Origin of the sequence: Mycobacterium sp. 2YAF39 (assembly GCF_052114565.1) — a bacterium.
Lineage (GTDB): Bacteria > Actinomycetota > Actinomycetes > Mycobacteriales > Mycobacteriaceae > Mycobacterium.
Genome location: NZ_JBFREZ010000001.1, coordinates 255,986 through 278,413 on the forward strand (window position 1 = coordinate 255,986; position 22,428 = coordinate 278,413).

Here is a 22,428-nt window from a genome sequence, read left to right on the forward strand (position 1 = left end):
GTGGGGGAGAAGGTAACAACGTGGCTGGCGAGTCGAAAGCCAAAGTCATTCCGCTGCACTCAAATTCGGGCCGCTCGTCGGCCCAGCGGCGGGCCGCCGCAGCGCGCGCGGACAGCTCGCGCCGACATCCGTCCCTGCTGTCGGACGGCGGAGCGCACGCTTCTGCCGAACAGATCGCCGCGGTGGTTCATGAAATCGACCAGGTCCGTGGCGCTGCTTCAGGCACAGTGAGCGCCGACGCGCCTCCCACTGAACTGGCCAAACGAATCGCCGCTGGGGCGGAGTTCATCCGCAAGCGGATGATGGGCGACTACACCGTCGACGAGTTCGGCTTCGATGCCCATCTCAACGACGCAATCTTCCTGCCTTTGCTGCGAGTGTTTTTCAAGTCGTGGTTCCGCGTCGAGGTGAGCGGCATCGAGAATCTGCCGGAGTCCGGCGCGGGACTGATCGTCGCCAACCATGCCGGGGTGTTGCCCTTCGACGGGCTGATGACGTCGGTGGCGGTCCACGACAACCACCCGACCAACCGCGACCTGCGCCTGCTGGCAGCCGACATGGTCTTCAACATGCCGATGGTGGGCCAGGCCGCGCGCAAGGCCGGCCACACCATGGCCTGCACGTCCGACGCGCACCGGCTGCTGGCCGCAGGGGAGCTGACCGCAGTTTTCCCCGAGGGCTACAAGGGTCTGGGCAAGCAATTCAAGGACCGCTACAAGCTGCAGCGGTTCGGTCGGGGCGGGTTCGTGGCGGCCGCGCTACGGACCAAGGCGCCGATCGTGCCGTGCTCGATCGTCGGCTCCGAAGAGATCTACCCCATGATCGCCGACATCAAGCTGCTGGCCCGCCTGCTCGGGCTCCCGTATTTCCCCGTCACCCCGCTGTTCCCGGCGGCCGGACCGCTGGGCTTGGTGCCGCTGCCATCGAAGTGGCACATCCAGTTCGGCGAACCGATCTACACGGCGGACTACGACGAGTCTGCCGCCGACGATCCAATGGTGACGTTCGAGCTGACCGACAATGTGCGCGAAACCATCCAGCAGACGCTGTACCAGTTGTTGGCCAACCGGCGAAACGCGTTCCTCGGATAGCGGTTTCGGTTAGCTCCCCTTGGAGCTTTGCTTAGCAACCATCTTCGCGATCGCCTCGTCGCGCGCGGCGGCGATCTGTGCGCTGATCTCGCCGGCCTCGTGGTTCTCGGCCTCGCCCATCACCGTTACGACGCTGGTGATCACCGGCTTGCCCTCGGCGTCGGTCACCTCGCCGCGGATCTCGGTGAGGATCGCACCGTGCGACTCCATCACCGAGTCCAGGTAGGAATCGAAGTAGAGCTTGTCCCCGGCCAGGATGGGCCGGTGGAAGACCAGCTTCTGGTCGCGGTGCAGCACCCGCTCCATGTTGATCGGCACCTTGAACTGATTGAAGATCTCCATCTGCACACGCCGCCCTGCCACCGCCAGGAACGTCAGGGAAGCGACGAGCGCGTCGTGCCCGCACTCCTTGGCGGCATCCTCGTCGTAGTGCGCGGGATGCTCGTCCTTGACCGCGCGCGCGAACTCGCGGATCTTCTCCCTGTTGACCTCGAAGTAGTCGGGGTAGCGGTAGTGGGTTCCGATGATCTCTTCAGCGATAGCCATAGCGTTCTCTTCGTCTCGTACCGGCGGCGCGAGCCTATCAGCGCAGATTCGGCACCCGGTGGGGTGACGTGGTCAGCCACCGTCCTGGCGCCGCGAGACGATCGCCGCCAGCGCGCCGCCTGCGGCGCCCAGGGCCAGGGCCGACGGCACCCCGATCCGCGCCGCCTTGCGCGCCGTGCGGAAGTCGCGGATCTCCCATCCGCGCTCGCGGGCTAGGTCACGTAGGTCGGCGTCCGGATTGATCGCCACCGCCGTGCCCACCAGCGACAGCATCGGTACGTCGTTGAAGCTGTCGGAATACGCCGTGCAGCGCCGCAGGTTCAGGCCCTCGCGGATGGCCAGCGACCGCACCGCGTGCGCCTTGCCCGCGCCGTGCAGGATGTCGCCGACCAACCGGCCGGTGAACACGCCGTCGACGGATTCGGCAACGGTGCCCAGCGCGCCGGTCAGCCCGAGGCGCTTGGCGATCGTGGCCGCCAGCTCGTACGGCGTCGCGGTGACCAGCCACACCTGTTGACCCGCATCGAGGTGCATCTGCGTCAGCGCGCGGGTACCCGGCCAGATCTTGTCGGCGATGATCTGGTCGTAGATCTCCTCGCCCAGGTCCATCAATTCCGCTGTCGACCGGCCCTCGATGAACGCGAGCGCCTTGCGCTTACCCTCGGCCACGTCGTCGCTGTTCTCGCGGCCGAGCAGTTGAAACTTGGCCTGCGCGTAGGCGAATCGGCCGAGATCGCCGTAGGTGAAGTACTTGCGGGCGGCCAGGCCGCGCGCGAAGTGCACAAGGGACGACCCGTGCACGAGCGTGTTGTCGACGTCGAAGAACGCCGCCGCGGTCAGATCGGGCGGCGGGGCCGGTGGTGTGCCGGCATCGCCCAGGTCGGTGACTGCCGCACCCGCGCTGGCCTCGCCCGCGAGTTGCTGTTCATCGGCGTCAGGCTCGATGACGTCGGAGTCGGACACGTTTTCAGCCTAAGTCACGGTGCGGCGATACTGACGTGATGCATAGGCGGGTTGAGTTGCTCACACGCGCAGGCTGCTCGATCTGCACCGTGGCCGCGACACGGCTTGCGGAGCTCGCCGACGAGCTGGGCTTCGCGCTGACGGTCACCGACGTCGACGCGGCCGCCGCCGCGGGCGATTCTGCGTTGCGGGCGGAATTCGGCGACCGGCTGCCGGTGGTGCTGCTCGACGGCGCTGAGCACAGCTACTGGGAGATCGATGAGCCCCGGTTGCGGGCCGACCTCGGTAACCCCTCGCCGAAATAAGGTTCCGGTACGGATCCCGGCCGTCTCACGTGTCGAAAGTCCCATCTCGGCAACGTCGATAATTTGGTGGCCCAGCAGGTCAGCGACTACCTTGGACTGCGTGGTGATGATGCCGTGAGCGTGCTGCTTTTCGGGGTTTCGCACCGCAGCGCGCCGGTGTCGGTGCTGGAACGGTTGAGCACCGACGAGGCCGAACAGGCCAAGATCGTCGAGAAAGTCCTTCAGTCGTCGTTGGTGACCGAGGCCATGGTGCTGTCGACCTGCAACCGCGTCGAGGTCTACGCCGTCGTCGAGGCCTTCCACGGCGGGCTTTCGGTCATCGGGCAGGTGCTCTCGGAGCAATCCGGTATGGGCCTGGGTGACCTCACGAAATACGCCTACGTCCGATACGCCGAGGCGGCCGTCGAGCATCTGTTCGCGGTGGCCAGCGGCCTGGACTCCGCAGTGGTCGGCGAACAGCAGGTGCTCGGGCAGGTGCGACGTGCATACGCGACCGCCGAGACGAACCACACCGTCGGCCGCACACTGCATGAACTGGCGCAGCGCGCTCTTTCGGTCGGCAAGCGCGTGCACGCCGAGACGGGTATCGACTCCGCAGGCGCCTCCGTGGTCTCGGTGGCGCTGGATATGGCCGACGCCAAGCTGGGCTCGCTGGCAGGCCGCAGCGCGGTCGTCATCGGAGCTGGCGCGATGGGCTCGCTTTCGGCCAGGTACCTGGTCAAGGCGGGTGTCGAGCGCATCCACATCGTGAACAGGTCGCTGCCGCGCGCCAAGCGGCTCGCCGAGAAGGTTCGCGAGCTCGGTGTCGTTTCCGAGGCGTTCCCGTTCGACCATCTGACTCCGACGCTGACCGATGCCGACGTGGTCGTGAGCTGCACCGGGGCCGTACGGCCGGTGGTGTCGCTGGCCGACGTCCACCGGGGGCTTGCGCACGGCCAGACGCCCAAACAGCTGGTGATCTGCGACCTCGGCATGCCCCGCAACGTCGACCCCGCCGTCGCCGGGCTTCCCGATGTCTACGTCGTCGACATGGACAGGATCCAGCGTGAGCCGTCGGCGCGCGCCGCGGCGTCGGACACCGAGGCCGCCCGCGCCATCGTCGCCGCCGAAGTGGCCAACTACCTGTCCGGACAGCGGATGGCGGAGGTCACACCCACCGTCACCGCGCTGCGCCAGCGTGCCGCCGATGTGGTCGAGGCCGAGCTGTTACGCCTGGACAACCGGCTGCCCGGGCTCGAGGCGGCACACCGCGACGAAGTCGCCAAGACCGTTCGGCGGGTGGTCGACAAACTGCTGCATGCGCCGACCGTGAGGGTCAAGCAGCTGGCCAGTGCGCCGGGAGGCGACAGCTACGCCGAGGCGCTGCGTGAGCTCTTCGAGCTCGACCAGCAGGCCGTCGACGCCGTGGCAGCGGGCGAATTGCCTTTGATGGCAACCGATCTCGACAAGACCGAGTAGAGCTTGACTGAGCCAATCCGGATAGGCACCCGCGGAAGTCTGTTGGCCACGACACAGGCCGGTGTGATCAAAGACGCGTTGGAAGCCAGAGGGCACGCTGCCGAACTGGTGATCATCTCGACCGACGGCGACCGCTCCGATGAACCGGTCGCAGATATCGGTGTCGGAGTGTTCACCGCGGCGCTTCGTGAGGCCATCGACCGCGGTGACGTCGACATGGCCGTGCATTCCTACAAGGATTTGCCGACGGCACCCGACCCGCGGTTCACGATTGCCGCGATACCCCCACGCGAAGACGCCCGCGACGCCCTGGTGGCCCGTGATGGACTGGTGCTGGGGGAGTTGCCTGCGGGTTCAGTGATCGGGACATCGAGCCCGCGACGGACCGCGCAGCTTAGAGCACTGGGTCTCGGTTTGGAAATCCGCCCCCTAAGAGGCAACCTAGATACCAGGTTGAACAGGGTTAGCAACGGTGATCTCGATGGCATCGTCGTCGCCCGTGCGGGTCTGGCCCGCATCGGACGACTGGCCGATGTCACCGAGACGCTTGATCCGGTGCAGATGTTGCCAGCGCCGGCTCAGGGTGCGCTCGCGGTCGAGTGCCGCGCGGGCGACACCGGGCTCGCCGCGCTGCTGTCGGAGTTGGACGACGCCGACACCCGCGCAGCGGTCACCGCTGAACGGGCCCTGCTCGCCGCACTGGAGGCGGGTTGTTCTGCTCCGGTGGGTGCGATCGCCGAGGTGGTCGAGTCCATCGACGAGGACGGCCGTGTCTTCGAAGAGGTGTCGCTGCGCGGCTGCGTGGCGACGCTGGACGGATCCGACGTGATCCGTGCGTCCGGGGTCGGGACGACCGATCGGGCACGGGAGCTGGGGCTCTCGGTGGCCGAGGAGTTGTTCGAACTGGGGGCGCGCGAGCTCATGGCGGAGACAGGGCGCAGCTAGGGCTGCGATGAGCGCGCGAAGAGCATTGAGGTGAGTGATAGATGACAGCCCAAGGGAGCGGGCGGGGGCGCAAGCCGAAGCCGGGCCGCATCATGTTCGTCGGTGCGGGGCCGGGAGATCCCGGTCTGCTGACGACGCGGGCCCGCACGGTGCTAGCCAACGCCGCCCTGGTGTTCACCGACCCCGATGTGCCCGAAGCGGTGCTCGCCCTTGCGGGTTCCGAGTTGCCGCCGCAGTCGGGACCTGAACCAGCCGAGCCCCCACAAGCCCAGGACGGCGACGGCAATGCCGATGCCGCCCCGGTTTCGCCGGCAATCCCAGGTGGCACCGACATCCGGCCCGCGCTCGGTGATCCGGTCGAGGTCGCCAAGACGCTGGCGACGGAGGCCAAGACCGGTGTCGACGTCGTGCGACTGGTCGCAGGCGATCCGCTGTCGGTGGATGCGGTGATCACCGAGGTGACGGCGCTGGCCAAGACGCACCTGGATTTCGAGATCGTGCCGGGCCTGCCCGATACGACGGCGGTACCCACATACGCGGGCCTCCCGCTGGGGTCGGCGCATACCGTCGCCGATGTCCGCGGTGACGTCGACTGGGAGTCGTTGGCCGCGGCGCCCGGCCCACTGATCCTGCACGCCACCGCGTCTCATCTGCCTGACGCGGCGCGCACGCTGATCGAGCACGGGCTGGCGGACGCCACTCCGACGGTGGTGACCGCAAACGGCACGACGTGCCAGCAGCGTTCGGTGCAAACCACCCTCGCCGGCCTGCTCGACAAGGCGACCCTGGCGGGCACCGAGCCCGCCGGCCCGTTGTCTGGTCCGCTGGTGGTCACGATCGGCAAGACGGTGGCCAACCGCGCCAAGCTGAACTGGTGGGAGAGCCGCGCGCTGTACGGCTGGACCGTGCTGGTGCCCCGCACCAAGGACCAGGCCGGCGAGATGAGCGAAAAGCTGGTGTCCCACGGCGCACTGCCGATCGAGGTACCGACCATCGCCGTCGAGCCGCCGCGCAGCCCTGCGCAGATGGAGCGTGCGGTCAAGGGCCTCGTCGACGGCCGGTTCCAGTGGGTGGTGTTCACCTCCACCAACGCGGTGCGTGCGGTGTGGGAGAAGTTCAACGAGTTCGGCCTGGACGCCCGCGCGTTCTCCGGGGTGAAGATCGCCTGCGTCGGTCAGGCGACCGCGGATCGGGTGCGTGCCTTCGGTATCAATCCCGAACTGGTGCCGGCGGGCGAGCAGTCGTCGTTGGGCCTGCTCGACGAGTTCCCGCCGTACGACGACGTTTTCGATCCGGTGAACCGGGTCCTGCTACCGCGCGCCGACATCGCGACCGAGACTTTGGCCGAGGGCCTGCGCGAACGTGGCTGGGAGATCGAGGATGTCACCGCGTACCGCACGGTGCGCGCGGCACCGCCTCCGGCACAGACGCGCGAGATGATCAAGACCGGCGGTTTCGACGCGGTGTGCTTCACCTCGAGTTCGACGGTGCGCAATCTCGTCGGTATCGCGGGTAAGCCGCATGCGCGCACGATCGTCGCGTGCATCGGGCCCAAGACCGCCGAGACCGCAGCGGAATTCGGCCTGCGTGTCGACGTGCAGCCGGAGGTCGCCGCCGTGGGCCCGCTGGTCGAGGCACTTGCCGAGCACGCGGCTCGGTTGCGCGCCGAGGGTGCGCTGCCGCCACCGCGTAAGAAGAGTCGTCGCCGCTAGCCGCGGAAGAAGGTGGCCTTGCATGCCTTTTCCACGTCACCGTCCCCGGAGGCTCCGGTCGACACCTGCGTTGCGTCGTTTGGTGGCGCAAACCTCGCTGGAGCCAAGGCATCTGGTGCTGCCGATGTTCGTGGCCGACGGCATTTCGGAATCGCGGCCCATCTCCTCCATGCCCGGAGTCGTGCAGCACACGCGTGACTCGCTGCGACGGGCTGCCGCCGATGCGGTTACCGCTGGGGTTGGCGGTCTGATGCTGTTCGGCGTGCCGCGCGACGCCGACAAAGACGCGAGCGGGTCGATCGGCCTGTCCGAGGACGGCATCCTCAACGTGGCGTTGCGCGATCTCGCCAAGGACCTCGGCGAGGACACGGTGCTGATGGCCGACACCTGTCTCGACGAGTTCACCGACCACGGCCACTGCGGCGTACTTGACGCGACCGGCAGGGTGGATAACGACGCCACCAACATTCGGTACACCGAACTTGCTGTCGCACAGGCTGATTCGGGTGCCCACGTCGTCGCGCCCAGCGGCATGATGGACGGCCAGGTCGCGGCGATCCGAGACGGACTCGACGCGGCCGGGCACACCGACACGGTGATCCTGGCCTACGCCGCCAAATTCGCCTCGGGTTTCTACGGCCCGTTCCGTGAGGCGGTGTCGTCCAGCCTGCGCGGCGACCGACGGACCTATCAGCAGGATCCGGGCAACGCGCGCGAAGCGCTGCACGAGGTGGAACTCGACATCGACGAGGGCGCCGACATCGTGATGGTCAAACCCGCGATGGCCTATCTGGACCTGGTGCGTGCAGCTGCCGACATCTCGCCGGTGCCGGTGGCCGCCTATCAGGTCTCCGGTGAGTACTCGATGATCTGCGCCGCGGCCGCCAACGGCTGGGTCGATCTGCAGACGGTGGCGCTCGAGACGCTGACCGGCATCCGCAGGGCCGGCGCCGACATCGTGCTGACCTATTGGGCGGCCGACGTCGCCGGCTGGCTGGCGTGACCCCACCGGTCGAGCCTTCCGGCCGGCCGGTGGACGTGGACACCGGTTTCTGGCTGTGGGTGGCCTCGCTGCCGCTGCTGGTCATCGGCCACGTCATCGACCTGCTCGGCAACGCCAACGAGCGGCTCCCCACAGCGGTGGTCGCGATATCGGTGCTTTTCGTGGTGATCCTCGCGGCGGTCGTGCTGACCTTCCAGATCCTGATGCGACACGGCTATCGCTGGGCGCGCACATTGCTGACCGGCGGCGGCGTTGCGACGATCGTGTACATCGCGACCAACCTCTTCACGGTGGACCGGCCCACCGCCGCAGCGGTGATCTACGCGGTCAGCGGCATCCTCGGAGCGGTTCTGATCGCCGGTGGGGTGTTCCTGTTGCACCGCAAGGACGCCCACGCGTTCTTCACGCGGTGAAGCGCTAGGCTGACCCGACCATGACAGCTCCACAGTCACGACCGCGAGTCGTCACCGCTGGATTCTGGTGCTGGGCGGCGGCCTCGGTGTTGCTGGTGGCGTTCGGGCTCTTGCTGGCGTTGTCCCCGGACGCCCTGCCGACATTGCTCCGCGGCATGGGAGTGCTGTTCGCCGCGACGGGTCTGGGGCTGGGCTTTCTGGCTGGGCGGGCACGCCTCGGCGACGCACGCTTTCGGCGCGCGGCCATCGCGCTCTCGCTGGCGATCGTCGTGATCCTGGCGATCTTCGCGTTGTACAGCCGTGGGCCGATCTGGCTGCTCATGATGATTCTGACCATGGTCGGCGCCGTCCTGATGATGCGACCGCCCGCCCAGGAGTGGTTCGAACAAGAACAAGAACAAAAGGGAGCGGAGTGACGGACAGCAGCGCGCAGCCCCCGGTTCTGTTCTACGAGCAGGGCGCCAGCTGGTGGTGGCTCCTGGCGGGTCCTGCGGCGGGTACTGCGATGGCGTTGATCCAGCTCTCGGCCGGCTACGGCATCCAGTGGCTGGTGCCCGGAATTTTCTTCGTTCTCGTGACGGGGTTCCTGTGGATCCAGGTCAAGGCGGCCCGGATCCACACCTCGGTGGAACTGACGCCGGACCGCCTGCGGCAGGGCGAAGAACGCATAAGCATCGACGACATCGTGAAGATCTATCCCCCGGCCGCCAGTGCCGAAGCGGAGAAATGGCAATCGTCTCGCGCGCTCGGCGAACTCACCGGCGTGCCGCGCGGGCGCAAGGGCATCGGCCTCAAGATGACCAATGACCGTGGCGCGCAGGCATGGGCGCGCAAGCACCAGCGGCTACGGGCCGAGCTGACACGGCTGGTCGAGGAGCGCATCCCGCCGGAGCCGGCGTCGTGAAGGCGCGTATCCGCGCAATCGTCGAATTGGTGCTGGCCCTCGCCGCAGCGGCCGGATCGGTGGTGAGCTGGCTCGCTTCGGTCGAGACGGTGGATGTGCCCCCGATCATCGACGGGGAGCCGATGACCACGTCGTCGGTCTACAGTCCGCCGCTCTTGACGCTCGCTCTGTTGCTGGCGACCGCGGCGGGCGTGCTCGTCGTGCTCGGTGTGGCGCGGCTGCGCCGTGCTAATCGCGTTCGAGTCGGTAGTGCAGTTGAAGTGCCTGCCACCGGCCGAGTTTGAGCCAGTGGTCCGTACGTAGCACGCCGTCCTCGTCGGTGAACACGTGGAAGGTCTCCCGGAGCGGGGGCTGTGCGGCATACCAGTCGTCGCCGAACCGCACGACCGTATAAGCGCCGTCGGCGCCGAAAGATGTTGAGCGGGAATGCAACCAGAACGATCCGTCGACGTCGTTGCGCGGAGTCAGGAACACCTGGACGCTGCCGCTCTCGAGAGGAAACGAGACATGCACGTGCGGTTGATCGTCACCGGGCAGGTGGCCGACGCGGTAGAAACCGCTGTACACCTTCGAATTGTCGGACTTCAGGGTGCGCAACCAGGCGGCACCGGAGCGGTTGCCGGTGTCGTCATCGACGATGCGCACCGTGCTCGCCATGCCGCGGCTGACCGACAACGGCTCGACGGGCAGGGCCAGTTGCTCGACACGTCGGCCCCAGACACGTGCGATCAGCTCACCGCCGGGCGCGAAAAGCGTGTTCCACTGCGACCAGGCGAGAAGTCGGGGCCCTCGAGAGCCGAGAACGCCGGCAGCAGACCGTCATTGGGATTCGATGCGCGCACCCGGCCCGCCTCGTCGAGGACATCGAGCCAGTCGTCGCCGCGCGCCTCGATGGCATTGGTGGGCGAGTCGAGCCAACCCTCGACGCCCGCGATGTCGACCGGCCGACCGACCACACGCCAGAAGTACCGCGTCGACAGGTCGAGCGTCCGCGTGACGAGCGGCATGCAATCAGGCCATCTTGTCCAGCTCGTCGAGCGCGTCGCCGGTGTACACCGCGAGACGCTGCAGATGTGGCAGGGCGTCGCGGCAACCGATGAACCCGAAGTTCATCGTGTCGGCGTAGCTCTCCAGTGTGACGTTGAGCGCCATGCCATGCATGGGGATGGAGACCGGGTACGTAGCTTCGAGGCGGCTTCCGTTGAGATACAACGTCTCTCGCGGCCCGGGAACGTTGCTCACACACAAGTTGAACGTGAACGGCAACGGACCCCTGACACCGGTCATCGCGCTGGCGAGTTGGAAAGCCGTCGGCGCCATCAAGCCCGCGGTGTAGGCGAGCACTTCGGTCTGTGACATGTTCTGCAGCTGCCCCTTGGCCGCCCTCGTCGACGCGGTGATGGCCTGCAGTCGTTCAACTGGGTCTTCGATGTCGGTGCCCATCGTCGCCAATATCGTTCCCACCGCGTTGCCTCCGCCGGCATCGTCCTTCGGGCGGATGTTGACGGGCAGGAATGCGATCAAGGGCTTTTCGGGCAGTTCTCCGAGCTCTGAGAGAAAGGCGCGCAGGCCGCCGCCGATGATGGCGAGCGCGACGTCGTTGACGGTGGCGCCCTGCTTGGTGCCGATGGTCTTGAGGCGCTCGAACGGGTAGACCTGCGTGGCGAACCGTCGATTGCGGCTGATGTGCTTGTTCAGGATCGAATGCGGGGCCTGGAAGGAGTTCGCGATATGCCCGTATTCATCGTCGCTGCGAATTTGTGTGTTGTACAACGCCTTTCCAACGTTGAGGAGTGATTGTGCCCCTCCAACGGCGCCGCCGACGACACTCATTATCGGATTGCGCGACGGCTTCGGCGTCTCGGGGCGCGACCTCGAAGGCGGACCGACGTTGAAGAACAACGGCTGATCCCGCAGCGACGGGTCGGTCGACATGCTGCGCTCGAGGATCTTGTTGCCGGTGTAGCCGTCCACCAGCGAGTGGTGGATCTTCATATAGATCGCGAATCGCCCATCCTCGAGGCCTTCGATGAAGTGCAGTTCCCACGGCGGCCGGGTGAAGTCGATATTTTGGCTGTGCAGCCGGGAGACCAGGATGCCGAGCTCGCGTTCGTCGCCCGGGCTGGCAAGTGCCGACCGCCGGACGTGGTAGTCGATGTCGAACTTGTCGTCGACAACCCACGACTGGTCGGGCCGACGCAACATCCGCGGATGGGACAGCTTGAGGTTCCACGGCGAGACCACTTCCAGGCCGCGGGTGTCCTCGAACATCTGGCGTAGATAGCTGGGCGGTGCATCGGCAGGCGGCGTGAACGGCATCAGCGCCGCGACGTGCATCATCGAGCTGGGGGTTTCGCCGTACAAGAAGAGCATGTCCTGCGGGCCTAGACGCTTCACCGGCGCTCCTTGTGCTTTCGAAAGCTGAGGCTGTCGAGGATATGCCTGCGACGCGATCCAGGTGCGATGGGCATCACACCGGTAACTATTGGTACAAAGTTCGAAATTTGTAACACTGTTTCACATGACTGATTTGGCCGAGAATGCCGAGCAGACGGTCGATGCCCTGCCGTTGGGCCCGAACTCCCTGGTCTGGCGGTATTTCGGCGAGAACCGGATGTATCTGATCGGACCCCGGCCTGCAGTGCTGCAGAACATGCTCGCCGAACTCGGGCAGGGCGTCCTGGACCATTCGGTGTTCTTCGACGACACCGCCGCCAGGGTCAAGCGGTCGCTGCCGCCCATCTTCATGACGGTGTACGGCGCCGACGACGACAACGAGGGCACCCGGGTCCGCGACTTTCACACCGACATCAAGGGCGAGATGCCGGACGGTGCCCGCTACCACGCGCTGGACCCGGACACGTATTTCTGGGCGCACGCGACCTTCGTCGATCAGGTGCTCTACTTCGCGGACACGTTCGTCAAGAGGCTGACCCGCGAGGAGAAGGAACAGATCTATCTCGAGTCCAAGACCTGGTATCGCCGCTACGGCGTCAGCGACCGCCCGATGCCCGCCGACTACGACGGATTCGAGGCGTACTGGAACCGGATGATCGACGAGATCGTCGTGGCGCATCCGACCGCCAAGTACGGCGTCGGCTATGTCACCAAAGGCTTTCCGCGCCCCAAGGGGTTATCGCCCGCGCTGTGGCGGGTGATCGCGCCGGTCTTCAATCCTGCGGCTGCGTTCCTCACCACCGGGGGCATGCCGCCACGGACCAGGGCCTTGCTCGGCCTGCCGTGGAGCGCGCGCCAAGAACGTCGATACCAGCGCTTCGCCTCGCTGTGCCGCTCGCGGCCGGTGAACTGGCTGTGGGACCATCTGCCAATGCGCCTGCGGTACAACGATTTCGCCCAGACCGGTTATGCCAGGGGCTGACTCCACCATTCAGGCCATCCTCGACGCCGCCGTCGTCGAGTTCGAGCAACATGGGTTTCGCCGGGTCGCGCTCGAAGATGTCGCGCGGCGGGCCAAGATCAGCCGCACGACGATCTACCGGCGCTTCGGCAATAAGGACGAGCTGATCGCCGCTGTCATCGAACGTGAGAACGTGACGCTGTTCGCCGATATCGCCAGCGAGCTGAAACAAGCTGGGCCGCAATCGAACTACTATGTCGAAGCGTTCACCCAGGCAATCCTGAAATTCCGAAGGCATCGCGTACTGGACCGGATGATCAGAGACGAGCCGGCGCTCGTCCTGGAACTCGCCGGCCGCCACTACGGGGCGGCAATCATCCGGATGGCCGAAGCCCTGCGGGTCATCTTCCCCGCCGGCTTCGCCGAGCGAATCGGCGAGCAGGCCGTCAACGAGTTCGCCGACACCATCCTGCGCTATGCGGCGATGGTGCTTCTGCTGCCCAGCGCGCAGCCGCTGAAGACTCCCGATGACATCCGGGCCTTCGCCACCCGGCACTTCCTGCCCAGTTTGCCCGCCGCACTACGTGCCGTACCTGCAGGTTAGCCAGGCTCTGTTTGATGGGTCACACCACGGGGCAGTCCCTAGGGCATGAGCACCGACGAAAAACAGGGCACCGACGAGCTAAAGAGCACCGAAGAGCGGCGCAAGGCCGAACCAGAGACCGACGAGCACCACAATGTCACCGATGCACCCGATCGGCCGGAACCCACCGAAAAGCCGGAAGTCACCGATGAGCACAAACAAAAAGCCAAGGAAATGGCCGGGAACAACGACGACGACCGTCCGACCATCTCGATGCCGGGCACCGATGGCGCGGTATCGGGTACCGCGGTCAACGACTGGGTCGACGACGACGGCAATCCGAAGTTCAGCGAAGACAGCAAGAAGGAAGACAGCAAGAAGGAAGACAGCGAGTAATTCCGCGTAGAGTTCCGGCGTGACGTCTCTCGAGAAGATCGCGCCTGCCTTCGTCGAGATGGCTCACTCGATCGTGTGGGCGTCCGCGGCCACCGTCGACGCCAACGGCCATCCCCGCAGCCGCGTTCTGCACCCGATCTGGGAGTGGGACGGCACCGACTTGTTCGGGTGGATCGCGACGGTGCCGAGCCCGGTGAAAAGGGCGCACCTCGCCGTTCACCCGCAGATGTCGCTGAACTACTGGGCCCCTAGCCACGACACGTGCAACGCCGACTGCCTCGTCGAGTGGTATCTGGACGACGAAACGCGCAGTGCGGTCTGGGAGAAGTTCGCCAACGGCCCCGAGCCGGTTGGCTATGACCCGCGAATCATTCCGCAATGGGTCGACGGACCGTCGTCCGACGATTTCGCCGCGTTGCGGCTGACTCCCTATCGGCTGCGGGTCATGGCCGGGACGGTCATGACGAAAGGCGAAGGCGCACCCCTAACCTGGAGCGCGTGATTGAGTGATGATCAATGACATGACTGCGGCCGTCGACGTCAGCGCATTGCCGTTGGTGCCGAAGAACCCGCTGCCGATCAGGCAGCTGGTGAAGCTGGTGCGCAGGTTGGACACCGGTCAGGAAGTCATCCGCGATGCCGGAGGGCCCATCACCCGGATTCAATTCGGGCCCAAGCAGCTGATTCCGCCGATCGTGGCGGTGATGTCACCGGACGCCATTCGTGATGTGTTGGGGCGCAGCGACGCATCGTCTGACCGATGTGTCATCCACGACGAGGTGCGCAACATGGCGGGCGACAGTCTGTTCGTCCTGCCCAACGAGCAGTGGCGCCCACGCAAGAGGGCTCTGCAACCGGTTTTCACCAAGCACAATGTCCGCAACTTCGGCGGCCACATGTCCAGGGCAGCACAGCAATTCGTTGATCGGTGGCCGGGCGGAGGAGAGGTGGACCTCGACGTCGAGTGCCGCCGCATCGCCATGCAGTCGCTCGGCCGTTCGGTGCTGGGAATCGATCTCAACGAACGCGCGGACACGATCGCCGGCTGCATGCACGTCGCGTCGTCATACACTGCGGACCGCGCCCTCCGGCCTGTGCGTGCACCGCGATGGATGCCGACACCGGCGCGCCGCCGTGCCCGTGCCTCCGTCGCCGCGATGCGCACGGTCACCGACGACATGGTGCGGGCCAGCCGGGCGGACCCGACCCGGGACGCGCCGCTGGTGCAGGCCCTGCTGGCGGCCAGCGACCCGCAGACCGGTCTGCCGATCTCGGATGCTGACATCTCCAATGACCTGCTGATATTCATGCTCGCCGGCCACGACACCACGGCAACGGCGCTCACGTACTCGCTGTGGGTCCTCGGACACCACCCCGAGGTCCAGGATCGCGTGGCCGCTGAGGCGGCCGCCATCGGTGACCGGGAGCTGACACCCGACGACGTCCCCGCGCTCGGATACACCGTTCAGGTGCTGCACGAGGCGCTGCGCCTGTGCCCGCCCGCCGCGGGTGTGGCGCGGTTGGCGACGCGCGACATCGCCGTCGACGGATACCGCGTCGAGGCGGGCAGTCTCGTGGCCGTGGGACTCTATGCGCTGCACCATGATCCGACGTTGTGGCCCAATCCGATGGAGTTCGACCCCGACCGTTTCAGCCCGCAGAACGTCAAGGCCCGCAATCGCTGGCAGTTTCTCCCGTTCCTCGGCGGCGGACGGCCCTGTATCGGCGAGCACTTCGCGCGGCTGGAGACCACGCTGGCGCTGGCGACGACGATTCGGGCCATGAGGGTGCGCGCACTGGACGAGGACTTCGCATGCGAGGTGCCGTTCACCACGGTTGCCAAGGGGCCCATCCGCGCTTGCGTCGAGAAGCGGTGACCGACGGCTAGACTCTGGTGAGCAGCACCGCCTGCTCGAACGGCAGTCGCGCGAAGAGCGGCTGCCACCGCGGCGTCACCGACCGCGCGGCTTGAGCCTTCGGCATGACCGCCGGATCACGCACCTCGAACGTTTTGCCGTAGCGCTTCATTCGGCCGCCACCAGCGGCGGTGAGGTTCTTCAGCCAGTCGCGGTTCGGACCGTAGGTCAGCATGATGGCCACCCCGTCCCTGGTGGAGAAGACCATCAGCGGGGTCCGGTACGGCTTGCCCGACTTCCGGCCGACGTGGTCGAGAATGGCGTACATCGGCGCCCAGCCGGCCCACAGTCGCTGGATCGGGTTGACGACGCGGCGATTGACCCGCGCCAGCCATTGCGGCATTTGCATGCCAACCATCAAACTCGGACGGTATGGCGTACCTCAAGCCGCCCTGGTTCACCCGGACGGTATTCAACAAGATCGCGATGGCGACCGGCGTCGGCGGCAGCGAAACGCTGACCGTGACCAAACGCCTGAGCAGGCAGCCGCAGAAGATCCCCGTGGTCGTGCCCGTGGTGGACGGGGTGAAGTACCTGGTGTCGACGCGCGGTGAGACCGAGTGGGTGAAGAACGTGCGCGCCATCCCCGACGTCATGGTCGGGGACGAGCAATACGTCGCCAGCGAGCTGCCGGTGGCGCAGCGGGGACCTGTCATCGCCGTGTACCGCCCCCTGGCGGGCAAGGCCGTCGAAGGCTACTGGCGTCAGCTCCCCGCCGATGCCGATCACCCGGTGTTCGCGCTGACCCCGAAGGGCTGACCACTACACCCTGTAGTTGACGCGCGGGCCCCGGCTGGGAGACTGGTGGCCATGCGCAGCACCTCAGCGACGACGGCGGCCTCGGCCGCCCTGTTCGCCGACGCGTGCTCCGTCATCCCCGGCGGGGTGAACTCGCCGGTCCGGGCCTTCAACTCGGTCGGGGGAACGCCGCGGTTCATCACGTCCGCCAACGGCTACTGGCTCACCGACGCCGACGGCAACAAATATGTCGACCTGGTGTGTTCGTGGGGGCCGATGATTCTCGGGCATGCGCATCCCGCCGTCGTCGACGCCGTGCAGCGCGCCGCGACCGACGGCCTGTCCTTCGGGGCGCCGACGCCGTCGGAGACCGAGTTGGCCTCCGAGATCGTCGGCCGCGTCGCTCCGGTCGAGCGCATCCGCCTGGTGAACTCCGGCACCGAGGCCACCATGAGCGCGATCAGGCTGGCCCGCGGCTATACGGGCCGCGCCAAGATCGTGAAGTTCTCCGGCTGCTACCACGGGCACAGCGACGCGCTGCTGGCCGATGCCGGCTCCGGTGTCGCGACGCTTGGCCTGCCTTCGTCGCCCGGCGTCACCGGTGCCGCCGCAGCCGACACGATCGTGCTGCCGTACAACAACGTCGAGGCGATCGACGAGATCTTCGCTCGGTTCGGCGACGAGATCGCATGTGTCATCACCGAGGCCAGCCCGGGGAACATGGGCACCGTCCCGCCGCTGTCCGGTTACAACGCCGCCCTGCGTCGCGTCACCTCCGAGCATGGCGCGCTGCTGATCTCCGATGAGGTGATGACCGGGTTCCGGGTCAGCCGATCGGGTTGGTACGGAAAAGATCCCGTCGACGCGGACCTGTTCACCTTCGGCAAGGTGATGAGCGGTGGTCTGCCCGCCGCGGCCTTCGGCGGCGGCACCGAGGTGATGGAGCGACTGGCCCCACTCGGGCCGGTCTACCAGGCAGGCACACTGTCCGGGAATCCGGTCGCGATGGCCGCGGGGCTGGCCACGCTTCGCGCTGCCGACGACGCCGTCTACGCGACGCTTGACGCCAATGCCGACCGCCTCGACGGCTTGCTGTCCGCCGCGTTGACGGAAGCCGGTGTGGCCCATCGTGTTCAGCGGGCGGGAAACATGCTGAGCGTGTTCTTCACCGATCAGCCGGTGGCGGATTTCGCGTCGGCGCGGGACACCGAGACGTGGCGTTTCCCGGCCTTCTTCCACGGACTGCTCGACGCTGGGGTCTACCCGCCGCCCAGCGCATTCGAAACCTGGTTCGTCTCCGCGGCTTTGGATGACGATGCATTCGATCGCATCGCCGCAGCCCTGCCGGGTGCCGCGCGTGCCGCAGCGGAAGCGACACCACCGACATGACCGAGAAGACGATCGTGAACGTGATGCGTCACGGCGAGGTGTTCAACCCGGAGAAGATCCTTTACGGCCGGCTGCCGGACTACCACTTGTCGGAGCGCGGTCAAGCCCAGGCACGGGCGGTTGCCGAATGGCTGGCGGAGCGCGACATCACCTATGTCGTCGCATCACCGCTCGAGCGCGCACAGGAGACGGCGGCGCCCATCGCGGCGCTGCGCGACCTGCCGGTCGACACTGACCACGATCTGATCGAGTCGACGAATATTTTTCAGGGGCAACGGGTGTCGCCAGGTGACGGCGCACTCCGTAATCCAAGCAACTGGTGGCACCTGCGGAATCCGCGGCAACCGTCGTGGGGCGAGCCCTATAAGGAAATCGCCGGGCGGATGACGGCAGCGCTGGACCGGGCGAGGATCAGGGCGGCCGGGCACGAGGCGGTGTGCGTCAGCCATCAGCTGCCCGTAGAGACGCTGCGGCGGGCGATGACGAAGCAGAATCTGCACCACTTTCCGACCAGGCGGCTGTGTAACCTGGCGTCTGTCACGTCCTTCTATTTCCACGACGACCGCTACGTCGGCTGGGGATACGCGGAGCTGGCCGGGCAGTGAAGGCGTTGGTGGCCTTGCTGACGAGTGCGGTGTGCGTCGCGCTCGCCGGCTGCTCTACCGGTACCGACGCCGTCGCCCAGGGCGGCACCTTCGAGTTCGTCGCCCCCGGCGGCAAGACCGACATCTTCTACGACCCGTCCCAAAGCCGCGGGCGCCCCGGCCCGTTGACCGGACCCGACCTGATGGATCCCGCCAAGACGATCTCGCTCGACGACTTCGACGGCGACGTCGTGGTGATCAACGTCTGGGGACAGTGGTGTGGGCCCTGTCGCACCGAGATCACCCAGCTGCAGAAGGTGTACGAGGCGACCCGCGCGAAAGGCGTCGCGTTTCTCGGCATCGATGTCCGCGACAACAACCGCGAGGCCGCAACGGATTTCATCACCGATCGCAAGATCACCTTCCCGTCGATCTACGACCCGTCCATGCGAACCATGATCGCGTTCGGCGGCCGGTATCCCACCACCGTCATCCCGTCCACGGTGGTCCTGGATCGCGAACACCGCGTCGCCGCGGTCTTCCTGCGGGAGCTGCTCGCCGACGACCTGCAGCCGGTCGTGGAACGCCTGGCCAGTGAATCCGGTGCGCCGAACAAGGGTGGCACGTGAGCATCGACCACGTTGACCAGCTGATGGCCAACGGTCCGGTCGGATTGGCGTTCTTCGTCAGTATTCTCGCCGGGCTGGTGTCGTTCGCGTCTCCGTGCGTCGTGCCGCTGGTCCCGGGTTACCTCTCGTACCTTGCCGCCGTCGTCGGCGTGGAGGACCAGCCGGGTTCTCCGACAGGCGAAAAGGGCGTCGCTGTCCGCACTGCGCGTCTGCGCGTCGCGGGGGCCGCATCGCTGTTCGTCACGGGATTCACGGCGGTGTTCGTGCTCGGCACCGTCGCCGTGCTGGGAATGACGACGGCGCTGATCACCAATCAGCTTCTGCTGCAACGAATCGGCGGCGTGGTCACCATCGTGATGGGCCTGGTGTTCGTCGGATTCATCCCCGCGCTGCAACGCGACGCGCGGTTCGCGCCGCGTCAGCTCTCCACGCTCGCGGGTGCGCCGCTGCTCGGGGCGGTGTTCGCGCTCGGCTGGACACCGTGCCTCGGTCCCACACTGACCGGGGTGATAGCCGTGGCCTCGGCGACCGACGGCACCAACGTCGCGCGCGGGGTTGCGCTCGTCATCGCGTACTGCCTCGGTCTGGGAATTCCGTTCGTGCTGTTGGCATTCGGTTCGGCCCGCGCGGTCCAGGGACTGGCCTGGCTGCGCACGCACGCGCGGGCCATCCAGATCTTCGGTGGCGTGCTGCTGATCGTCGTCGGCACCGCGTTGGTCACCGGGGTGTGGAACGACTTCGTGTCCTGGGTCCGCGACGCATTCGTCAGCGACGTGACGTTGCCGATATGAGAAGCCTTTTCGCGCTGATACGCAACACCTGGCGCACGTTGACCTCGATGGGCACCGCGCTGGTGCTGTTGTTCCTGCTGGCGCTGGGCGCCATACCGGGTGCGCTGTTGCCGCAACGCAGCCTCAACGAGGGGAAGGTCGCGCAGTACATCGCCGATCACCCGACGATCGGCCCGTGGCTGGATCGCGTGCAGGCGTTCGACGTGTTCTCCAGCTTCTGGTTCACCGCCATCTATGCGCTGCTGTTCATTTCACTGGTGGGCTGCCTGACCCCTCGGATGCTCGAGCATGTCCGCAGCATGCGCGCGGTTCCCGTGCCCGCGCCGCGAAACTTCGGCCGGCTGCCCAAGTACCGCACCGCCGAGATGACCGGCGATCCGCAGGCACTGGCCACCGCGGTGAAGGGTCGACTGCGGGGCTGGCGCACGGTCACCCGGGTCCGTGACGACGGAATCACCGAGGTATCCGCGGAAAAGGGTTATCTACGCGAGTTCGGCAACATCGTCTTTCACTTCTCACTTCTCGGGCTGCTCGTCGCGGTGGCCGCCGGGAAGCTGTTCGGCTACGAGGGGAACGTCATCGTCGTCGCAGACGGTGGGCCCGGCTTCTGCTCGGCGTCGCCAGCGGCATTCGACTCCTTCCGGGCGGGCAACACCGTCGACGGCACCTCACTGAGTCCGATCTGTCTGCGGGTCAACGACTTCCAGGCCGACTATCTACCGACTGGACAGGCGAAGTCGTTCGCCGCGGACGTCGAATACCAGGCCGGTGAGGACTTGAGCTCGGGCACGTGGCGGCCGTACGAGCTGGAGGTGAACCACCCGCTGCGGATTGGCGGCGACCGCATCTATCTGCAGGGCCATGGTTATGCCCCGACTTTCACCGTCACCTTCCCCGATGGCCAGACCCGCACGCAGACGCTGCAGTGGCGGCCCGATGACCAGATCACCATGCTGTCTTCGGGCGCGATGCGTTTCGACCCACCCGCAGGCACCTATCCCGACGCCGGTGAGCGCCGCAAGAACCAGATCGCCCTGCAGGGTCTGTTCGCGCCCACCGAGCAGCTCCACGGCACGCTGCTGTCGTCGAGCTTCCCTGCGCCCAACGATCCGGCCGTTGCCATCGACATCTACAAGGGCGACAGCGGTCTGGACTCCGGCAGGCCGCAGTCGTTGTTCACCCTCGATCCGCGCCTCATCGAGCAGGGCAGGCTGACCAAGATGGCCCGCGTCAACCTCGGCGCAGGCGAGTCGACCCGTCTTGACGACGGCACGATCGTGGCCTTCGACGGCGCGGTGCCGTTCATCAACGTGCAGGTATCGCACGACCCCGCCCAGATATGGGTGCTGGTGTTCGCGATGACGATGATGGGCGGACTCCTCGTATCGCTGGTGATCCGGCGGCGACGGATCTGGGTTCGGATCAGCCCCACGGGCCCGGGTAGCGTGAACGTCGAGCTGGGCGGGCTGGCCCGTACCGACAACTCTGGCTGGGGCGACGAGTTCGAGCGGTTGACCGAGCGCCTGTTAGCCGGGGCCGACGACGCGCAGCGAGAGGAACGCGATATGGACAAGCGAAAGACTGCGGATCGCGCATGAACGACCACATCGACATCGGACTGGCCAGGTACTCGGACTGGGCCTTCACCACGTCGGTGGTGCTGCTCGTCGGGGCGTTGCTCCTGCTCGCGGTGGAATTGGCGTACAACCGCAGCCGCAAGGCCGTCGAGCGTGAGGCGGTGGGCGCTGGTGTCGGTCCTGGTGCCGGCGGGCCGGGCATCGTGGCCGAGCCGCCCCGGCGAACCGTCGACGAGCGGATCGGCGGCGCCGGGCTCGCGCTGACCTATCTCGGTATCGCCCTGCTGCTGGTCTGCATCGTGCTGCGCGGCCTGGCCACCTCCCGGGTGCCGTGGGGCAACATGTACGAGTTCATCAACCTGACGTGCTTCTCGGGCCTGGTGGCCGCCGCCATCGTTTTGCGCCGTCCGCAGGTCCGTGCGCTGTGGGTCTTTGTACTGGTTCCGGTGCTGATCCTGCTGACGGTTTCGGGCCGGTGGCTGTACACCAATGCCGCGCCGGTGATGCCCGCGCTGCAGTCCTACTGGCTGCCGATCCATGTGTCGGTGGTCAGTCTCGGCTCGGGGGTTTTCCTCGTCGCCGGCGTCGCCAGCATCCTGTTTCTGCTGAAGATGTCGCCGTTGGCCGAGCCCGGCCGCGAGGGCGTCGTCGCCCGCATCATCGCGCGACTGCCCGATGCGCAGACCCTGGACCGCATTGCCTACCGCACCACGATCTTCGCGTTCCCGGTGTTCGGCTTCGGGGTGATCTTCGGCGCGATCTGGGCCGAGGAGGCGTGGGGCCGGTACTGGGGCTGGGATCCCAAGGAGACCGTCGCGTTCATCGCGTGGGTGATCTACGCCGCCTACCTGCATGCCCGTTCGACGGCCGGGTGGCGTGACCGCAAGGCCGCGTGGATCAACGTCGTGGGCTTCGTCGCGATGGTTTTCAACCTGTTCTTCATCAACCTGGTTACCGTCGGATTGCATTCGTACGCCGGGGTCGGCTAGAACGGCGCACTGCGGGGTGCTGCGTCCCTTCGGTAAAATTCTGCGGGTAAGCCAAGCAACCAAAGGGAGTCATTCAGGGTGTCTGAGAATCCGGCGCGTCGCGCTGCGGATCGTCTCGGCAAGGACTTGGTTACCGGC

Annotated in this window: 28 protein-coding genes; 22 read left to right on the forward strand and 6 right to left on the reverse strand. The window is 66.6% G+C overall.

Annotated features, from left to right (window positions below; all coding sequences use genetic code 11):
* Nucleotides 1-20: 20 nt before the first annotated feature.
* Nucleotides 21-1,091, forward strand: coding sequence for a lysophospholipid acyltransferase family protein (locus AB4Z42_RS01240; RefSeq protein WP_442007311.1), 1,071 nt, complete (start codon nt 21-23; stop codon nt 1,089-1,091).
* 9 nt (nt 1,092-1,100) lie between these two features.
* Here the strand turns inward: AB4Z42_RS01240 and AB4Z42_RS01245 are convergent, their stop codons facing one another.
* Together AB4Z42_RS01245 and AB4Z42_RS01250 are read right to left on the reverse strand one after the other, a co-directional pair.
* Complete coding sequence (locus AB4Z42_RS01245) at nt 1,101-1,637, reverse strand: FAS1-like dehydratase domain-containing protein (RefSeq protein WP_442007312.1); 537 nt, start codon at nt 1,635-1,637, stop codon at nt 1,101-1,103.
* Nucleotides 1,638-1,709: 72 nt separating this feature from the next.
* A complete protein-coding gene (locus tag AB4Z42_RS01250) occupies nt 1,710-2,600 on the reverse strand; it encodes an HAD family hydrolase (protein WP_442007313.1) in 891 nt (296 codons plus the stop codon).
* A 38-nt stretch (nt 2,601-2,638) separates the two neighbouring features.
* Here AB4Z42_RS01250 and AB4Z42_RS01255 point away from each other — a divergent pair, with 38 nt between their 5' ends.
* The 9 genes from AB4Z42_RS01255 to AB4Z42_RS01295 all read left to right on the forward strand — a co-directional run bounded on the left by AB4Z42_RS01255 (nt 2,639) and on the right by AB4Z42_RS01295 (nt 9,624).
* A complete protein-coding gene (locus tag AB4Z42_RS01255; protein ID WP_442007314.1) occupies nt 2,639-2,905 on the forward strand; it encodes a glutaredoxin family protein in 267 nt (88 codons plus the stop codon).
* Nucleotides 2,906-3,019: 114 nt separating this feature from the next.
* Nucleotides 3,020-4,363 carry a glutamyl-tRNA reductase gene (locus AB4Z42_RS01260; RefSeq protein ID WP_442007315.1) on the forward strand — a complete coding sequence of 448 codons (1,344 nt, stop codon included), beginning with the start codon at nt 3,020-3,022 and terminating at the stop codon, nt 4,361-4,363.
* A 15-nt stretch (nt 4,364-4,378) separates the two neighbouring features.
* Nucleotides 4,379-5,308: a hydroxymethylbilane synthase gene (gene hemC / locus AB4Z42_RS01265; protein ID WP_442008068.1), complete on the forward strand. Its 930-nt coding sequence runs from the start codon at nt 4,379-4,381 to the stop codon at nt 5,306-5,308.
* Between the two features lie 41 nt (nt 5,309-5,349).
* On the forward strand, nt 5,350-7,020 hold the full coding sequence (locus AB4Z42_RS01270; protein WP_442007316.1) for a uroporphyrinogen-III synthase: 1,671 nt from the start codon (nt 5,350-5,352) through the stop codon (nt 7,018-7,020).
* A 22-nt stretch (nt 7,021-7,042) separates the two neighbouring features.
* Nucleotides 7,043-8,023 carry a porphobilinogen synthase gene (gene hemB / locus AB4Z42_RS01275; protein WP_442007317.1) on the forward strand — a complete coding sequence of 327 codons (981 nt, stop codon included), beginning with the start codon at nt 7,043-7,045 and terminating at the stop codon, nt 8,021-8,023.
* Nucleotides 8,020-8,436 carry a hypothetical protein gene (locus AB4Z42_RS01280; RefSeq protein WP_442007318.1) on the forward strand — a complete coding sequence of 139 codons (417 nt, stop codon included), beginning with the start codon at nt 8,020-8,022 and terminating at the stop codon, nt 8,434-8,436. Before hemB ends, AB4Z42_RS01280 begins: the two co-directional genes overlap by 4 nt.
* A gap of 20 nt (nt 8,437-8,456) precedes the next feature.
* Nucleotides 8,457-8,852 carry a hypothetical protein gene (locus AB4Z42_RS01285; RefSeq protein WP_442007319.1) on the forward strand — a complete coding sequence of 132 codons (396 nt, stop codon included), beginning with the start codon at nt 8,457-8,459 and terminating at the stop codon, nt 8,850-8,852.
* A complete protein-coding gene (locus AB4Z42_RS01290; RefSeq protein ID WP_442007320.1) occupies nt 8,849-9,340 on the forward strand; it encodes a DUF3093 domain-containing protein in 492 nt (163 codons plus the stop codon). The genes AB4Z42_RS01285 and AB4Z42_RS01290 overlap by 4 nt, the downstream gene beginning before the upstream one ends.
* Before the next feature lie 8 nt (nt 9,341-9,348).
* A complete protein-coding gene (locus AB4Z42_RS01295; RefSeq protein ID WP_442008069.1) occupies nt 9,349-9,624 on the forward strand; it encodes a hypothetical protein in 276 nt (91 codons plus the stop codon).
* Here the strand turns inward: AB4Z42_RS01295 and AB4Z42_RS01300 are convergent.
* The 3 genes from AB4Z42_RS01300 to AB4Z42_RS01310 form a co-directional block, all read right to left on the reverse strand.
* Nucleotides 9,569-9,997, reverse strand: a complete 429-nt coding sequence (locus AB4Z42_RS01300; RefSeq protein ID WP_442007321.1) for a hypothetical protein — start codon at nt 9,995-9,997, stop codon at nt 9,569-9,571. The two genes, AB4Z42_RS01295 and AB4Z42_RS01300, sit on opposite strands and share 56 nt — an antisense overlap.
* Nucleotides 9,998-10,068: 71 nt before the next feature.
* A complete protein-coding gene (locus AB4Z42_RS01305; RefSeq protein WP_442007322.1) occupies nt 10,069-10,347 on the reverse strand; it encodes a hypothetical protein in 279 nt (92 codons plus the stop codon).
* Nucleotides 10,348-10,351: 4 nt separating this feature from the next.
* Complete coding sequence (locus tag AB4Z42_RS01310; protein ID WP_442008070.1) at nt 10,352-11,713, reverse strand: WS/DGAT/MGAT family O-acyltransferase; 1,362 nt, start codon at nt 11,711-11,713, stop codon at nt 10,352-10,354.
* A 148-nt stretch (nt 11,714-11,861) separates the two neighbouring features.
* On the opposite strand from AB4Z42_RS01310, the gene AB4Z42_RS01315 reads away from it, so the two are divergent.
* The 5 genes from AB4Z42_RS01315 to AB4Z42_RS01335 are packed head-to-tail and all read left to right on the forward strand — an operon-like array spanning nt 11,862 to nt 15,554.
* Nucleotides 11,862-12,719: an oxygenase MpaB family protein gene (locus AB4Z42_RS01315; protein ID WP_442007323.1), complete on the forward strand. Its 858-nt coding sequence runs from the start codon at nt 11,862-11,864 to the stop codon at nt 12,717-12,719.
* Nucleotides 12,706-13,302, forward strand: a complete 597-nt coding sequence (locus tag AB4Z42_RS01320; protein WP_442007324.1) for a TetR/AcrR family transcriptional regulator — start codon at nt 12,706-12,708, stop codon at nt 13,300-13,302. The genes AB4Z42_RS01315 and AB4Z42_RS01320 overlap by 14 nt, the downstream gene beginning before the upstream one ends.
* 45 nt (nt 13,303-13,347) lie before the next feature.
* Nucleotides 13,348-13,677, forward strand: a complete 330-nt coding sequence (locus AB4Z42_RS01325) for a hypothetical protein (RefSeq protein ID WP_442007325.1) — start codon at nt 13,348-13,350, stop codon at nt 13,675-13,677.
* Nucleotides 13,678-13,696: 19 nt separating this feature from the next.
* Nucleotides 13,697-14,179 (forward strand): pyridoxamine 5'-phosphate oxidase family protein, encoded by a 483-nt coding sequence (locus tag AB4Z42_RS01330; RefSeq protein ID WP_442007326.1) that lies wholly within the window; start codon nt 13,697-13,699, stop codon nt 14,177-14,179.
* A gap of 19 nt (nt 14,180-14,198) precedes the next feature.
* Entirely contained in the window at nt 14,199-15,554 is a 1,356-nt protein-coding gene (locus AB4Z42_RS01335) for a cytochrome P450 (protein WP_442007327.1), read from the forward strand.
* Between the two features lie 7 nt (nt 15,555-15,561).
* Here AB4Z42_RS01335 and AB4Z42_RS01340 read toward each other — a convergent pair whose 3' ends face one another.
* The gene (locus tag AB4Z42_RS01340; protein WP_442008071.1) at nt 15,562-15,942 is read right to left on the reverse strand and encodes a nitroreductase family deazaflavin-dependent oxidoreductase; all 381 of its coding nucleotides are present in this window, start codon (nt 15,940-15,942) and stop codon (nt 15,562-15,564) included.
* Nucleotides 15,943-15,965: 23 nt separating this feature from the next.
* On the opposite strand from AB4Z42_RS01340, the gene AB4Z42_RS01345 reads away from it, so the two are divergent.
* The 7 genes from AB4Z42_RS01345 to ccsB are packed head-to-tail and all read left to right on the forward strand — an operon-like array spanning nt 15,966 to nt 22,290.
* Nucleotides 15,966-16,352: a nitroreductase family deazaflavin-dependent oxidoreductase gene (locus tag AB4Z42_RS01345; protein ID WP_442007328.1), complete on the forward strand. Its 387-nt coding sequence runs from the start codon at nt 15,966-15,968 to the stop codon at nt 16,350-16,352.
* 51 nt (nt 16,353-16,403) lie between these two features.
* Nucleotides 16,404-17,720 carry a glutamate-1-semialdehyde 2,1-aminomutase gene (gene hemL / locus AB4Z42_RS01350; protein WP_442007329.1) on the forward strand — a complete coding sequence of 439 codons (1,317 nt, stop codon included), beginning with the start codon at nt 16,404-16,406 and terminating at the stop codon, nt 17,718-17,720.
* On the forward strand, nt 17,717-18,325 hold the full coding sequence (locus AB4Z42_RS01355; RefSeq protein WP_442007330.1) for a histidine phosphatase family protein: 609 nt from the start codon (nt 17,717-17,719) through the stop codon (nt 18,323-18,325). Before hemL ends, AB4Z42_RS01355 begins: the two co-directional genes overlap by 4 nt.
* Entirely contained in the window at nt 18,322-18,933 is a 612-nt protein-coding gene (locus tag AB4Z42_RS01360) for a TlpA disulfide reductase family protein (RefSeq protein ID WP_442007331.1), read from the forward strand. The genes AB4Z42_RS01355 and AB4Z42_RS01360 overlap by 4 nt, the downstream gene beginning before the upstream one ends.
* A 23-nt stretch (nt 18,934-18,956) precedes the next feature.
* Nucleotides 18,957-19,724: a cytochrome c biogenesis CcdA family protein gene (locus AB4Z42_RS01365; RefSeq protein WP_442008072.1), complete on the forward strand. Its 768-nt coding sequence runs from the start codon at nt 18,957-18,959 to the stop codon at nt 19,722-19,724.
* A complete protein-coding gene (gene resB, locus AB4Z42_RS01370; RefSeq protein ID WP_442007332.1) occupies nt 19,721-21,322 on the forward strand; it encodes a cytochrome c biogenesis protein ResB in 1,602 nt (533 codons plus the stop codon). Before AB4Z42_RS01365 ends, resB begins: the two co-directional genes overlap by 4 nt.
* Nucleotides 21,319-22,290, forward strand: a complete 972-nt coding sequence (ccsB, locus tag AB4Z42_RS01375) for a c-type cytochrome biogenesis protein CcsB (RefSeq protein ID WP_442007333.1) — start codon at nt 21,319-21,321, stop codon at nt 22,288-22,290. Before resB ends, ccsB begins: the two co-directional genes overlap by 4 nt.
* The last annotated feature ends 138 nt before the right edge of the window (nt 22,291-22,428 follow it).